General features: G+C 72.6%; 13 protein-coding genes. 6 read left to right on the top strand and 7 right to left on the bottom strand.

Going from position 1 to position 14,473, the window contains the following annotated elements; genetic code table 11:
• Nucleotides 1–3 precede the first annotated feature (3 nt).
• The 4 genes from FH715_RS24275 (at nucleotide 4) to FH715_RS24260 (ending at nucleotide 4,382) form a co-directional block, all read left to right on the top strand.
• On the top strand, nucleotides 4–465 hold the full coding sequence (locus FH715_RS24275) for a MaoC family dehydratase (protein ID WP_139648904.1): 462 nt from the start codon (nucleotides 4–6) through the stop codon (nucleotides 463–465).
• Nucleotides 466–778: 313 nt separating this feature from the next.
• Nucleotides 779–2,086 (top strand): NsdA family TPR-like regulatory protein, encoded by a 1,308-nt coding sequence (locus FH715_RS24270; protein WP_139648902.1) that lies wholly within the window; start codon nucleotides 779–781, stop codon nucleotides 2,084–2,086.
• A 73-nt stretch (nucleotides 2,087–2,159) separates the two neighbouring features.
• Complete coding sequence (gene hmgA / locus FH715_RS24265) at nucleotides 2,160–3,509, top strand: homogentisate 1,2-dioxygenase (protein ID WP_139648900.1); 1,350 nt, start codon at nucleotides 2,160–2,162, stop codon at nucleotides 3,507–3,509.
• A 51-nt stretch (nucleotides 3,510–3,560) separates the two neighbouring features.
• Nucleotides 3,561–4,382: a GntR family transcriptional regulator gene (locus tag FH715_RS24260; protein ID WP_139648898.1), complete on the top strand. Its 822-nt coding sequence runs from the start codon at nucleotides 3,561–3,563 to the stop codon at nucleotides 4,380–4,382.
• A gap of 247 nt (nucleotides 4,383–4,629) precedes the next feature.
• Here FH715_RS24260 and FH715_RS24255 read toward each other — a convergent pair whose 3' ends face one another.
• The 5 genes from FH715_RS24255 to FH715_RS24235 all read right to left on the bottom strand — a co-directional run bounded on the left by FH715_RS24255 (nucleotide 4,630) and on the right by FH715_RS24235 (nucleotide 10,125).
• On the bottom strand, nucleotides 4,630–4,899 hold the full coding sequence (locus tag FH715_RS24255; protein WP_139648896.1) for a hypothetical protein: 270 nt from the start codon (nucleotides 4,897–4,899) through the stop codon (nucleotides 4,630–4,632).
• A 301-nt stretch (nucleotides 4,900–5,200) separates the two neighbouring features.
• Nucleotides 5,201–5,638 carry an ATP-binding protein gene (locus FH715_RS24250; protein ID WP_246108946.1) on the bottom strand — a complete coding sequence of 146 codons (438 nt, stop codon included), beginning with the start codon at nucleotides 5,636–5,638 and terminating at the stop codon, nucleotides 5,201–5,203.
• 239 nt (nucleotides 5,639–5,877) lie between these two features.
• Nucleotides 5,878–7,434, bottom strand: a complete 1,557-nt coding sequence (locus tag FH715_RS24245) for a glycoside hydrolase family 43 protein (RefSeq protein ID WP_246108945.1) — start codon at nucleotides 7,432–7,434, stop codon at nucleotides 5,878–5,880.
• Between the two features lie 292 nt (nucleotides 7,435–7,726).
• A complete protein-coding gene (locus FH715_RS24240) occupies nucleotides 7,727–9,016 on the bottom strand; it encodes a glycoside hydrolase domain-containing protein (RefSeq protein ID WP_139648894.1) in 1,290 nt (429 codons plus the stop codon).
• Nucleotides 9,017–9,315: 299 nt separating this feature from the next.
• Complete coding sequence (locus FH715_RS24235) at nucleotides 9,316–10,125, bottom strand: hypothetical protein (protein WP_139648892.1); 810 nt, start codon at nucleotides 10,123–10,125, stop codon at nucleotides 9,316–9,318.
• Between the two features lie 440 nt (nucleotides 10,126–10,565).
• On the opposite strand from FH715_RS24235, the gene FH715_RS24230 reads away from it, so the two are divergent.
• Complete coding sequence (locus tag FH715_RS24230) at nucleotides 10,566–12,107, top strand: pectate lyase family protein (RefSeq protein WP_139648890.1); 1,542 nt, start codon at nucleotides 10,566–10,568, stop codon at nucleotides 12,105–12,107.
• A 188-nt stretch (nucleotides 12,108–12,295) separates the two neighbouring features.
• Here FH715_RS24230 and tnpA read toward each other — a convergent pair whose 3' ends face one another.
• On the bottom strand, nucleotides 12,296–12,712 hold the full coding sequence (tnpA, locus tag FH715_RS24225) for an IS200/IS605 family transposase (protein WP_139648888.1): 417 nt from the start codon (nucleotides 12,710–12,712) through the stop codon (nucleotides 12,296–12,298).
• A gap of 27 nt (nucleotides 12,713–12,739) precedes the next feature.
• On the opposite strand from tnpA, the gene FH715_RS24220 reads away from it, so the two are divergent.
• A complete protein-coding gene (locus tag FH715_RS24220) occupies nucleotides 12,740–13,984 on the top strand; it encodes an RNA-guided endonuclease InsQ/TnpB family protein (RefSeq protein ID WP_139648886.1) in 1,245 nt (414 codons plus the stop codon).
• A 13-nt stretch (nucleotides 13,985–13,997) separates the two neighbouring features.
• Here FH715_RS24220 and FH715_RS24215 read toward each other — a convergent pair whose 3' ends face one another.
• On the bottom strand, nucleotides 13,998–14,435 hold the full coding sequence (locus FH715_RS24215) for a hypothetical protein (RefSeq protein ID WP_139648884.1): 438 nt from the start codon (nucleotides 14,433–14,435) through the stop codon (nucleotides 13,998–14,000).
• Nucleotides 14,436–14,473 lie beyond the last annotated feature (38 nt).

Genomic DNA, 14,473 nt, shown 5'->3' with positions numbered 1-14,473 from the left:
CCGATGGCTGAACCCCGGATCTTCTCCTCGCCCGACGAGCTGCCGGGCGCGATCGGCGAGCCGTTGGGCCCGACCGAGTGGCTGCTGGTCGACCAGCGCAGGATCGACCAGTTCGCCGAGGCCACGGGCGACCACCAGTGGATTCACACCCATCGGGAACGGGCGGCGACCGGCCCCTTCGGGGCGACGATCGCCCACGGCTATCTGACCCTGGCCCTGCTGCCCGTGCTGACCCCCCAGCTGCTGCGCGTCGAGGGGGTGCGGATGGCGCTCAACTACGGGAGCAACCGGGTGCGTTTCCCGGCCCCCCTGCCGGTGGACTCGCGGGTGCGGGCGCACGGCTCGGTGGTCAACGCGGAGCCGGTGCCCGGCGGTTGGCAGCTGACACTGGCGGTCACGGTGGAGCGGGAGGGCGGAGCCAGGCCGGTGTGCGCCGCGGAGACCCTCACCCGTTTCGCCCTCTGAGACGGCCGGGGCCCTCGCACCCCCGAGTCCCGGGGCAGGCTCGGGTGTTCGCGCCCGGCGGCGGCGCGGGCGGCCGGGGTTCGGCGGGCGTGGGCGGGGCGGTGTCGGACGGTTGGGGCGGGCGGACGACGGCTGCGTAGGCGTGGGGATCATTCATGCCCATACGGTCAACCAACCGCCCGGCACACGCCACTTGAGAGTGAGCGGATGCCCCAAAAGCAACCCGATCGTGTGATCGGGGTGCAGGACGCCCGCGCCCCATGCCTCCATGCGCCCTGGTGTCTCGCGCCCCCCGCGTGAGACGACTGAGGGCATGAAGAAGCGGCAGGGGCCGAACCACCGGCTGCGCGCCTTACTCACCGAGGCCGGTTGGACTCAGGAGGCGCTGGCGCGTTCCGTGAACATCCTCGGGGCCGAGATCGGTTCCTCCCTCCGGTACGACCGCACCGCCGTCGCGCACTGGCTCTCGGGCACCCAGCCGCGCCACCCCGTGCCGCAGCTCGCGGCGGAGGCGCTCTCCCGGCGGATCGGCCGCGCCATCACGCCGGAGGCCGCCGGCTTCGTCGACCTGGCCAGCGAGGGCCCGCCGATCGACCCCGTCACCGGCTTCACCGCGCTGTGCCGCTCCGACGCCGACGCGGCCCGCCGGGTCCCGCTCCACCAGCGCCCGTACCGGGTCGCCGACGCCGTGGTGCCGAAGCCGCCGCAGGGCCCGCCACTCTTCCGGGGGTTGGGGCGGCGGACCGAGGAGACCAAGGCGCTGCACGACGCGGTGGAGTTCTTCGCCACCTCGATCGACTCGCACGGCGGGCGACACGCGCGCAGCGCGCTCTCCGCCTATCTCGCCGACGACGTGGTGCCGCTGCTCGGCTCCCGGCAGACGCCCCGGATGCGCGCCGAGCTGCTGGTGCTGGCGAGCCGGCTGGCGTTCCTGCTGGCCAGGATGTACGAGGACGGGCTGCTGCACGGGGTGGCCCAGCGTTACTACAACTACGCGCAGCGGCTGGCCGGCGAGTCCGGTGACCGCACGGCGTGGAGCGTGGTGCTGCGCGCGATGAGCGCGCAGGCCCAGCGCCTGGGCCATCTGCCCTCCGCGCTCCAGCTCGCGGAGGCGGCGCACCAGGGCGCGCGGGGGGCGCCCGTGCCCCACCAGCTCTACGTGGGCACCCAGTTGGCCGTGGTGCTCGCGCACAGCGGGGACCGCAGGGAGGCGCTGGCCGCGCTGGGGCGGGCCGAGCGGGCGGCGGAGCAGGCGGGGACCCAGGGGGGACCGTTCGACAGCTATCCGGCGGCGGCCCTGCACTTCCAGACGGCGGAGGTGCTGGAGGCGCTGGGCGACCTGCCGGGGGCGCTGGGGGCGTTGCGGCGCTCGACCGTCGAACGCTCGGCGGCCGATCTGCGCGGGCGGGCACTGACGCAGGCGAGATTCGGACAACTCCTGCTGCGCGCCGGGCGGCTGGACGAGGCGTGCGCGGCCTGGAGCGGCTTCCTCGACGGGCGGGAACGACTGCGCTCCGGCGACGCCGAGCAGGCGCTCCGCGCGATGCGCCAGGCGTTGCAGCCCTATCGCAACCGGCGGCAGACGGCCGAGTTGTTGAGCCGTACTCCGCAGGGTCGTTGACTTGCCCGACGGACGTTTCTACCGTCGATTCCTCAGCGACACCGAAGGAATCATCGGGCGGCGGGAGTGTGGGATGGACACCGAAGAGGTGACCGCGTCGGCGGCGGGGGACGGGCGGCCGGCCGACGCCGCGCCGCGCTATCTGTCCGGGTTCGGCAACGAGCACAGCAGCGAGGCCGAGCCCGGCGCGCTCCCGGTGGGGCGCAACTCCCCGCAGCGCGCGCCCCTCGGGCTCTACGCCGAGCAGCTCAGCGGCACGGCGTTCACCGAGCCGAGGGCGCACAACCGGCGCACATGGCTCTATCGTGCGCGCCCTTCCGCCGCGCACCCGCCGTTCCACCGCATCGGGAACGGCTCGCTGCGCGGCGCGCCGTTCGAGGAGACCGAGCCCGACCCGAACCGGATGCGCTGGGACCCGCTGCCCGAGCCGCCCGCCGGCACGGACTTCGTCGCCGGGCTGTGGACGCTCGGCGGCAACGGGGACGCCCGGCTGCGCTCCGGCATGGCGATCCACCTCTACCACGCCAACTCCCCCATGACCGACCGGGTCTTCGGCGACTCCGACGGCGAGTTGCTGCTGGTGCCCGAGCGCGGGGCGCTGCGGCTGTGCACCGAGCTGGGCGTGCTGGTGGCGGCGCCGGGGCAGGTGGCGCTGATCCCGCGCGGGGTGCGCTTCCGGGTGGAGCTGCCGGACGGCGAGGCCAGGGGATACGTCTGCGAGAACTACGGCCAGCCGTTCACCCTGCCCGAGTTGGGCCCGATCGGCGCCAACGGCCTGGCCAACCCCCGCGACTTCCTGGCGCCGACGGCCGCCCCCGAGGAGTCCGAGGGGCCGGTCGAGGTGGTCAACAAGTTCTGCGGGCGGCTGTGGGCCGCCGAGTACGCGCACTCGCCGCTGGACGTGGTGGCCTGGCACGGCACCCACGTGCCCTACCTCTACGACCTGCGCCGGTTCAACGTGCTGGGCACGATCAGCTACGACCACCCCGACCCGTCGCTCTTCACGGTGCTGACCTCGCCGTCCGAGCTGCCGGGCCAGGCGGGCGTCGACTTCGTGGTCTTCGCGCCCCGCTGGCTGGTCGGCGAGGACACGTTCCGGCCGCCGTACTTCCACCGCAACGTGATGACCGAGTACATGGGGCTGGTCGAGGGCGCCTACGACGCGAAGGCGGAGGGGTTCCGGCCCGGCGGTGGTTCGCTGCACAACATGATGTCCGCCCACGGTCCCGACCGGGCCACCTTCGACCGGGCGAGCGCCGCCGAGCTGAGGCCCCAACGGGTCGACGACGGGCTCGCGTTCATGTTCGAGACACGTTGGCCGGTGACGCTGACCGCGGCAGCCACCGACGCGCCCCATCGCCAGCGCCACTACGACCAGGTGTGGCAAGGTCTGGAGCGGCACCACTCCCCGAAGCGACCGTAGCGAGGGCCCGCCGGGCCGGCGCCGGTCCTCCCCGATCCGGAGCCCTGATCCGTGAACGTCTTCGCCCCCGACTCACTCGACCTCAACCGCAAGCTTCCGCTCTGGTACCAGGTCTCCCAGTCCTTACGCGCCTCGATACTGGGCCGCTCGCCGCAGGCGCCACTGCGGCTGCCCACCGAGGAGCGGCTGGCCGAGCACTTCGGTGTGAGCGTGCTGACCATGCGCCAGGCGCTGAAGGAGCTGGAGAACGAGGGGCTGATCAGCCGGCACCGGCGGCGCGGCACCTTCATCGAGCCGGAAGCCCGCAGGGGCGTGCCGGTGCGGCTGCTGGGTTCGCTGGACGCCATCGTGGCGCAGCAGTCCGGCGGGCACACCACCCTGCTCGACCCGGAGCCGGTGGCCGTGCCGGTGCCTGCCGAGTGGGCGGAGCACTTCCCGGGCGTCGCCGAGGTGGTGCGCTTCCGGCGGCTGCGCCGGGCCGCGCCGGACGGGGAACCGGTCAACTGGGTGGAGAACCTGATCCACCCGGAGGTCGCCGACGCCATCGACCCCTCGGCGCTGGTGCGTTGGCCGATGACGCGGGTGCTGCGGGACGTGGCGGGCGTGCGGGTCGGGAGGATCGACAACACGGCGCAGGCCCGGCTGGCCGACCCGACCACCGCCCGGCTGCTCCAGGTGCCGCTGCTGAGCCCGATCCTGCACATCACGGGAGTGGAGTTCGACCTCTCCGAGCGGGTGGTCGACGTGGCCCTGATGTCCTACCGGGGCGACCGCTTCGCGTTCACGGTCACCGTCGAGGCCGGTGAGGAGGCGGAGGACGCGGGGCCTGGGCGGGTCGCGCCCCGGGAGAACGGGCTCGGCACGCTCAACTGAGCACGTCGGCTCAACTGACTGGGCGCGCCAGCCGCGCACGGGGACGCCGCCGCGCTTTTGGGGTCGACCGGGTACGCGGGGCCGCGCGGGCGGGTGGGGAGACCCCGCGACGGGAGGCGGGCCGGGTGGCGTCGGGGACCGGGTGGGACGACGCGTGGGCGGGGGCCGCTCGGCGCCCTCCTCCGAGGGCGCCGTCACCGCCGAAGACCGGACCGGGCCCGGCGGCGACGGAATCAGCCGGCCGGGCTCAGCCGCGTCCGCCGAAGAGCGTGCGGCGCAGCCGGCGGAGCGGGGCGAACAGCAGCACCCTCGCGGTGCGGTTGGTCCTGGTGGGGCTCTTGTGGTCGCGCCGGGTCAGCTCACGCATCAGCGTGGTCGCCTCCTCGGTCTCCACCGCCGGCACGGCGGGGCCCGAGAGCACGCTCAAGTGCCTGTCGAGGCGCGCGCTGTTGACCGTGCTCCCACAGTTGATCGCAGGCACTCGCGGCGGCCTGCCGTGCGCTGTTATCTGCTTCATGACTCTCCCACCCGTACAGCGGCACCCGGTCCGGGCAGAGTAACCCTAACGCCCCACAAGGACACGTGGGTATCCCGGTCCCTTGAATCAGCTTTCCCGCAACGGGGTTGACGAACACGCCAGCGCCCCGCGCCACTTCGGGAATCATCCCTTCCCCGGTGCCCCCGGCGCCCCGGGGCGCATCCGTACCACCATCATGGCATCCACCCTCAAGGAGTAATATCCCGATCGTCCGTCCTGTCCGAAGAACCGTGAATGCGCCGAGCTGACGGGCTCCACGTCCCGCTCGTCCGACCGGCCGTCAGGCCGCCCGCGGGGCCTCCGCCTCGCGGAGGAACGCGGCGCGCACCGTCTTGCCGCCGCCGCGGGGCAGCACGCTGACGCCTCCGGTCGCCAGCGAGGTGACCAGGTGCCAGCCGAAGCCGCCGCCGCGCAGCGTGTCCGGCTCGCGCGGCCGTGGCGGGCGCGACTCGCCGTCGTCGACCTCGACCACCACGGTCTCGGGGGTGGCCGTCAGGCGCAGCACATAGCTTCCTCCGCCGTGCCGCAGCGCGTTGGTGACCAGTTCGGAGACCACCAGCAGCAGGGCGTCCTCCGGGTCCCGCGCGGGGCCGAGGCCACCGCAGAAGGCGCGGGTGAGGTCGCGGGCCCGGGCCACGTCGGCCCCGTGCGCGCCGGCGACGCTGACGGTGACTCCGCGTGGGGCGCTCGCCCGGCCCATCGTCCGAATGCCGTTCATCAGTCCGCTCCCCTCGACGTCGTGGGGTCCGCCTCTCGGACCCGTCACCACCTCCGTGGGAGCGAGCGTTCCCGTTCCGTCGCCTTCCAGTCGCTTTCCGGGCCCGTTTTCCCGGGAGTTCGGCCGGTTTTCCCCCGTTGACGGCTCGGGTTGTCCGCTGAACGGCGCCCCCCGAGACGCGTCGGGCACCGGCGGCCAGGCGGCTCGCCGGTGCCCGTCTCCCCCCTGTCGTGGGCGCGTCAGTCGGTGTAGACCTCCGCCCGGTCCACGCTCACGAACGCCCCGTCGGAGTCGCCGTTGCGTTCGCCGGTGACCCGGACCGTCAACGTGTGCTCGCCCGCCGGCAGCCGGGGGCTGAGGTAGTGCACGGTCTCGCCGGTGCGGATCGGGCCGTGGAAGTCGACCCGCTCCTCGGGGCCGCCGTCCACGCTGATCGCGGCGATGCCGTTGCCGGTGTCCTCGACGGAGAGCAGCGCGATCCTGGTGCCGGTGAAGGTGAACGTCGCGGTGGCGCCCGCCTCGTCGCTCCAGTGGTCGTCGCTCCAGAAGCACTGGGTGGCGCAGCCGGAGCCCGAGTTCCAGTCGCCCTCGAAGGTCACGGTGCCCTCGCCGCTGGAACGGCCGTCGTCGTTGATCCAGTAGTTACCGGAACCCGGGTCGCCGGACGGCAGGTCGAGGGTGGCGCCGAGCGCGAGGGGCCGGCCGAGGTCCGGGCTGCCGTCCTCGTTCCAACTGATCGGCTGCGCACGGGTGGTGCGGTGGGTGTAGGTGTTCTCCGAGGTGTTCTTGGCGTGGTAGATGATCCAGTCCTCGGTGCCGTCCGGCGAGGTGAAGAAGGTGTGGTGGCCGGGGCCGTAGACACCCACCTCGTCGTTCCGCGAGAACAGCGCGCCGTCGTGCTGGGTCCAGTTCTCCCGCACCAGCGGGTCGGCGCCCTCCGGCAGCGACATCATCCACACCTGGTAGTCCGGCTTGCCGGTGTCGCAGGCCGAGTAGGTCATCCAGGTCTTGCCGTTGCGGTAGAGGAACGCCGGGCCCTCGCGGACCTCGGGGCAGCCGCCGGCCGCGTCGAAGGGCACCGCGTCGCCGGAGACGGTGTACGGGTTGGACATCGGGGCGATGTTCAGGCCGTTGTGCTGGTACTCGTTGAGACCGCTGTAGGCCAGGTACAGCTTGCCGTCGTGCTGGAGGATGCCCGGGTCGATGGCGAACTTGTCGACGTGGTTGGGCGGTTCGAGCTTCGCCTTGAAGTGGTACGGACCCCTCGGGTCGTCGCCCTCCGACTCCAGGACGAAGAGCCGGTGGTGCTCGTCCACGCCGTCGTCGGCCGTGTAGTACATGTACCAGCGGTCGCCGAACTGGTAGAACTCCGGGGCCCAGATGTGCTGGTCACGCGAGGGGTCGGTGTCGGTCCAGACCGTGACGGGGTCCGCGGCGAGCAGGTCGGCGAGCGAGGCCGCGCTCCACATCCGGATGCCGTCGCCCTGGGTGGTGGCCAGGTGGTACTCGCCGTTCGCGTAGGCGAGGAACGGGTCGGGGCCGGGGTTCAGCGGGTTGCGGAAGGTTCCGGAGGCGGCCGGGGTGGCGTCCTCGGCCGCGTTCTCGGCCGCGTTCTCCGTGGCGTTCTCCGTCGCGTTCCCGGCGGGGGCCTCGGCGGGGGTCTGGGTCGCGGACCGCGTGGCGGGGGTCTGGTGCTGTGGCATGGAGTCTCCTGCGGTGGCCTGCGGCACCCAGGCCAGGCCGACGAGCAGTGCGAGCACCGCGACGACCAGGTTCTTTCTGGAACGGGCGCGCATCGGCGGCTCCCTTGTTCTCATCGCGTCCAACGGACGACGTGACGGGATCGGTTGACGACCCGCTCATGTCATCACGGGAGTTACAGCGATGGAAATACCTTCGACGCGGGCCGCTTGCCGCGGAGGGGTGGAGTTCGGCGGGGCGGGGCCCTGCGGGGGCGCGTGCGGCACGGTCGGGGTTGCTCGCCGGCCCTGCGGGGCACGTGCGGCAGAACTGTGGTTGCTCGCGCAGTTCCCCGCGCCCCTGATGGGGCGCGGGGAACCGTGGGGGGTCAGCGGCGCCGAGGCCCCGTCAGGGGGCGACGTCCAGGTAGTTGCGGTCGATGTTGATCGAGACCCCGCCGTGGGTCTCGGTCACCTCGCCCACGTACTGGTGGATGCGCTGGCGGTCGGCCCAGTACTCGGCGGGGGCGTAGCTGCCGGCGTCGGTGTCGGCCTGGCCGTTCCACCAGGCGAACCAGATGTGGTCGACGCGGGTGTGGTTCGGGTCGTCGTAGGCGGCGGCCACGTCCTGGATGCCGGAGGCGCCGCTGGAGTAGACGCCGCTCAGGTAGCCCTGGGCGTGCAGTCCCTCCGTCCAGCCGGAGAGATAGCTGAGCACGGCGGCGGTGCAGGTGGCGCCCGGGGTGTAGGCCTCGATGTCGCTGTAGAGCACGCTGCCGGCCGGGATGCCCAGGGCCGCGGCGGCGGCGATCGACTCGTCGGCGGCCTGCGCGCCCTCGGCGCGGGCGGTGGCCGGGTCCTCGGAGATGCGCTGGGCGTAACTGGTGCACGGGGCCTGCCGACCGACGTCGATCGGGGTCAGGTGCCAGCCGGCGGCGGTCTGGGCCTCGACCCAGGCGGCGGTGAGGTTGGGCTGGTCGCAGGCGCGGCTGGCGCCGGATATGTAGACGCCCACGGCCTGGAACGGCGAGTCGGCGCCCCAGGCGTCCATCGCGGCCTGGGAGGGCGCGGCGCATGCGTCGAAGCCGAGGCCCGTGTAGTCGCCCGGCTGCGGGCCCACGGCGGTGGGACGCGCGGCGGTCTCGGCGGGCGCGGGGGTCGCCGCCGGGCGCGCGGCGTCCGTGATCTCGGCGCCTTCGAGCACGGCCCGCGCCTCGCCCTCGGTGGCGGGGGTGTGGGCGGCGGTGACCAGCAGTCCGGCCTGTTCGACGGCGAGTTGGAGGGTGCCGTCGTGCGAGGTGGCGCGGGCGGCAGCGGCGGCGGGGGCGCCCTCGGCGACGGCCGTGCGCGCGTCGAGGCGCTCGGGGGCGACCTCGGCCAGGGGTTCGAGGACGATGCCGACGTCCCGGCCGACGAGGCCGGCCGGGCAGTCGCGCTGCCCGGCGGGGCTGCCCAGGTAGAGGGTGGGCACGTCGAAGCGGACGCACGCCGAGGGGTCTTCGGCGAGATCGACGACGCGCCAGTCGTCCGGCACCTCGACGCTCAGGCCGTGGTAGGTCACCGAGGTGGCGGAGTCGCCGGACTCCCCGGCCTGGGCGGCGGTGGGGGCGACGCCGAGGCCGGTGGCCACCAGACCGCCGAGCGCGGCCAGAACGGCCGCTCGGCGTCGACGGGTCGAGACGGGCGCGGGCAGGTGCATGAGCGTCTCCAGAGGTGGGGTGCGAGAACGCGACCCGTCCACTTTGACATGCACACCACGCACAGAGAAGGGGCACGGTCATCGCGGGTAGAGTCCCTCGGCGCCGCGTGAGGCCGTGTGGAAGAGCGCGGCGCGGCGTTCCGTTGCCGCGCCCCCGCCTCGCCTCCTGAGGGAGCCGGCGGCCGGGCAGCTCAACGGGCAACCGGTCAGCCCCGCCGTGGGGTTCGGCCCCGCGCCGCCGGTCGCCGCCGCCTCGTCCGGGCCCCCGGCGGCAGCGGAGCACAGCGTCAGCCGGTCGTCTACTCCACCACCCGTTCCAGGACGGCTCGCGCCGCCTCGCGCAGGGCCCGGTGGCGCGGGTCGCCGGCCTCGCTCCCCGCTTCGGCCGCGCGGGCGACGGCCCGCAGCGCGGCCACGGCCGCGGGGTCGGCGTCCTCCAGGAGGCCGAAGGCGGGGGCGGAGACGAGGGCGAGGTACGCGCGCAGCAGCGCGGCCGGGGCGGGAGCGCGGGGGGCGGGGGCGGTCGGCGCGTCCCAGGAGTCGGTGAGGAAGCGTTCCGGGTGGGCAAGCAGCCAGCCCGTGAGCGTCCCGTCCCGGAACAGCAGGTCGAGGCCCTCGGCGATCCGCAGCCGCGCCCGTCCCGCGCCGCCGGGGCCCGGTTCCTCCCGCAGGCACACGAGGGGGCCGTCCGGGTCCCCGCTCCAGCGCGTCACGGTGCGGGGCAGTGCGAAGTCCCGCCGCTCCGGCATGGCCAACCCGCCGCGCACCGAGGGGACTTCGAGCCACCTCGCGTGCGTCGCCGGGTCGGCCGGCGGCTGGTCGGGGACGTGGAGGAGAACGCTCGCCAGCTCGCCCGTGCCGTCCAGGAACCGCAGTTCGTCGTCGCCCGACCAGAGCCAGTCCTGGCTGCCGTGGGTGCCCGCGTAGCCCCGGTCGCGTTCCGCCGCGCCGCGGAAGGCGCTGACCGTGACGAGGCCGCCGTCCAGCAGGTAGCGCGGGCGGTGGACCGGTCCCCGTTTCGTCACCACGGCTTCGGCGTCCGGCGCGCCGTCGCCCGGCGCGAGGACCAGTCGCCGCCCGACGCGCGGCGCGGTGTGGCGGTGACCCATCGGAACCCCCTCGTGGTCGGCGGTGCGCGGTATTGTCCACGCCCCGCGCTGGATTGTCGGCAGCACGCCCTTACTCTGAGTCAGAGAAGCAGGCCCGAGGGGGCGGAGGGACGCCGCCCCCGACGGTCGGCGTTCCTCGCGCGTGAGGCGCCGCGCCCCCTCGGGCCGCGCCGCGCCACCCCGCACCGAGCCGTGACACCACGCGCGGACGTCCGTCGACGGCGTCCACGCCCGGCGGCGCCGGGCCCGCCGCAGCCGCGGCGGGCTGTCGCCCGCCACCCCCATCTCCTCCTCCCCACCCGTCCCCGGCGCCTCGCCGAGGCCGGCCGACAGGTGGACCGCGCGCCCGAACGGCCAGGTCACCGGGGGCCAAAGCCCCCTCCCCACGGTTTCCGCCGTCTCGAAGACGACCTCTTACGCAGACGAAAGGCGAACCAGAGATGAGAAGACGCGTCGGCTTCCGACTCAGACTCTTCGCCGCGCTGGCCCTGATGGCCATGGTCGCCGCCACAGCGGTGGCGTTCCCGGCCCCGACGGCCTCGGCGGCGACGGGGGGTGCCACCGGTTTCGCGACCCAGAACGGCGGCACCACCGGCGGCGCCGGGGGCCAGACGGTCCGCGCCACCACGGGGACCGCCATCCACGCGGCCCTCTGCGGCCGGGCCAGCAGCAGCACCCCGATCACCATCCAGGTCGAGGGCACCATCAACCACGGCAACACCAGCAAGGTCTCCGGCGGCAGCTGCAACACCGCCGCCGGCGTGATCGAGCTGAAGCAGATCAGCAACGTCACCCTCGTCGGCGTGGGCAACGGCGCGGTCTTCGACCAACTGGGCATCCACGTCCGGGAGTCCAGCAACATCATCATCCAGAACGTCACGGTGCGGAACGTCAAGAAGTCCGGCTCGCCCACCTCCAACGGCGGCGACGCCATCGGCATGGAGAACAACGTCCGCAACGTCTGGGTCGACCACGTCACGCTGGAGGCGTCAGGCGGCGAGTCGGAGGGCTACGACGGGCTGTTCGACCTGAAGAACAACACCCGCTACGTCACCCTCTCCTACAGCGTCCTGCGCAACTCCGGGCGCGGCGGACTGGTCGGCTCCAGCGAGAGCGACACCTCCAACGGCTTCATCACGTACCACCACAACCTGTACGAGAACATCGACTCCCGCGCGCCCCTGCTGCGCGGCGGGATCGGGCACATGTACAACAACCACTACCTGAGGGTGAACGACTCCGGCATCAACTCCCGGGCCGGCGCCCGCGCCAGGGTGGACAACAACTACTTCGAGGACTCCAAGGACGTCCTCGGCACCTTCTACACCAACGAGGCCGGCTACTGGCAGGTCAACGGCAACGTCTTCGACAACGTGCGCTGGTCGAGCCCCGGCAACCAGAACAACCCGGCCGGCCCGAACCCCCAGTCCAACACCTCGGTCAGCATCCCCTACGCCCACAGCCTCGACGGCGCCAACTGCGTGCCCAGCGTGGTGCGCGACACCGCCGGCGCCAACAAGGGGAACCGGGTCTCCGACGGCAACTGCGTCCCGCAGAACCCGGACCCGACCGACCCGCCGGACAACCCCGACCCGCCGGACCCGACCGACCCGCCCGGCGGCACCAACCTCAGCCTCACGGCCGACGCCGACGGCAGCAGCAAGGCCAGCGGCACCTCCTACGGCAACGTGCGGGACGGCGACATGAACACCTACTGGTCGCCCACCGGTTCGACCGGCGCCATCTCCATCAAGTGGCCGTCGGCGACCGGCGTCTCCGCCGTCACCATCCGCGAGGCGTCCGGAGCGACCGGCGTCATCGGCAACTGGCGGGTGGTGAACGCCGACACCGGTTCCGTCCTGGCGACCGGCAACGGCGCGGGCACCATCCGCTTCGCCTCCACCTCGGTACGCAAGATCACGTTCGAGATCACCAGCGCCAACGGCACCCCGCGGGTCGCCGAGTACGAGACCTACGCCTAGCGGACACGGCAGACACCCGGCCGGGGCAGGGAACGGCCCCGGCCGGGGCAGGGAACGGCCCCGGCCGGGGCACACCGTCAGGACGGAGAACGCGCCGCGCCGCCCGGGGGCGTTACCGGGTTCCTTGCAGAAAGCCCCGGCGTTCACGCCGGAGATGAATGCATCTCAAGACTGCTCTGACGTGCACGTTAGAGCGGACGTTTTTGCTGCTCGATGTATTGGCGGACGATCGCCAACGGCGCACCGCCGCACGACGCGGAGAAGTAGGAAGGTGACCACAGGTGCCCGTGCATGATGGCGCGGTTGGTCCTGCCGGTGAACTCCTGCCGTATCCGCCGGGCGGAGACGCCCTTGAGGCTGTTGACCAGCTTGGAGACGGCGACCTTCGGCGGGTAGTGCACCAGGAGGTGGACGTGATCGCGCTCGCCGTTGAACTCCCTCAGCTCCGCCTCGAAGTCCTCGCAGACCTTGCGCATGATCTCTTCGCAGCGCGTCAGCATCTCGTCGTTGAACACCCCGCGCCGATACTTCGTCACAAAGACCAAGTGTACGTGCATCGCCGAAACCACATGCCTGCCACGCCTGTAATCGTTCTGCCCATCCATGAGACCAATCGTAGTAGGATCTTGGCCGTGCAGCTCCGCTACAACTACCGGGTCTACCCGGATGCCTCCCAGCGCCGTGCGCTGGCGAGTGCGTTCGGGTGCGCCCGCGTGGTGTGGAACGACTGCTTGCGTGACCGGAAGGAAGCGCACGCGGCGGGGCTGCCGTACGTGAAGTCGGCCGAGCTGTCCCGGCTGCGCATCACCCAGGCCAAGCGCACCGAGGAACGCACCTGGCTCGCCAACGTGTCGGCGGTCGTCCTGCAACAGTCCCTCCGGGACCTGGACACCGCCTACAAGAACTACTTCGACTCGGTCAAGGGCAAGCGGCAGGGCCGCAAGATGAGGCCGCCCCGGTACAAGTCGAAGAAGGACACCCGGCAGTCGATCCGCCTCAACACCAACGCCTTCTCCCTCCAGGGCAACGGCACGGTGTACGTGGCCAAGGTCGGCAACCTCAAGGTGAAGTGGTCGCGCCGACTTCCGGCAGCCCCGACTTCTCTCACCGTCACCAAGGACAGCTCCGGTCGGTACTTCGTCAGCTTCGTCGTCGACACCGAGCCGGACATCCTCCCCGAGGCGGAGACCGACGCCGGTATCGACCTCGGCCTGTCCGCATTCGCCGTCCTGTCCGACGGCCGGAAGATCAACAGCCCACGCTTCCTGCGCCGGGCCGAGAAGAAGCTCAAGCGCCTTCAGCGGGAGCTGTCCCGCAAGGCCAAGGGATCGAAGAACCGGGCCAGGGCCCGCATCAAGGTCGCACGCCAGCACGCCAAGGTGGCGGACCGGCGCCGGGACTTCCACCACAAGGTATCCACACAGATCATCCGCGACAACCAAGCGGTGTACGTGGAAGACCTCGCGGTGTCCGGCCTCGGCCGCACCCGGCTCGCCAAGTCCGTGCACGACGCGGGATGGTCCGCGTTCGTCGGCATGCTGGAGTACAAGGCGGTCAAGCACGGCCGCACCTTCGCCAAGGTGGACCGGGCCTTCCCGTCCTCTCAGGTCTGCTCGGCCTGCGGATTCCGGGACGGCCCGAAGCCTCTCCACGTCCGTGAGTGGGCGTGCGCTGAGTGCGGCACGGTGCACGACCGCGACCACAACGCAGCCCGCAACGTCCTCTTCGAAGGACGCCGTATCGTCGCCGCCGGACGGGCGGAGACGCTAAACGCCTGTGGAGCGCCGGTAAGACGGGCACACGTGCCCGCACAGCGCGGTGAAGCAGGAAGCCCCCGGAAGGGTCAGACGACCCAGGCCGGAATCCCTGGACTTTAAGCCAGGGAGCACGTCAATCCCCGTCGAGATAGACGAGTTCGCCGCCGTCCGCGTGGAGGTCCTCCTCCGCGTCCCGGCGGGCGCGGCCGTCGATCGAGAGGTACAGCGGGTCGGGGACGAGCACCACCCCTACCGACCCGTCCCGCACCAGCGCGCGCACCCGCCGCCATCCGGTGCGCTGGTGCACGCGCACCTCGGGACCGTCCTCCTCGTCGACGTCGTCGGTGTGGAGGGAAACGTTCTCCCGGAGGCACCACTGCCGCGCGGCGTCGCGGTCCGCCGCCCGCCTGGCGGCGGCGTCACGCACCGCGCGCAGCGACACGTAGAGCAGGGCCCTGGGCGCCTCCGCCCCGGCGGCGCGCCGGTCCGTGAACCTGGCCGGGGGCGGCTCGACGGGACCGGGTCCGCGCGGCTCCTCGGCGGCCACGCCCCACACCGCGGGCTTCGTCACCCCGGCCACCTCCCGCGCCTCTGCCTCGGCACCGTCGA

This window comes from Streptomyces sedi (assembly GCF_006335015.1).
GTDB lineage: Bacteria > Actinomycetota > Actinomycetes > Streptomycetales > Streptomycetaceae > Streptomyces > Streptomyces sedi.
This window is presented reverse-complemented; position numbering and strand designations above follow the sequence as displayed.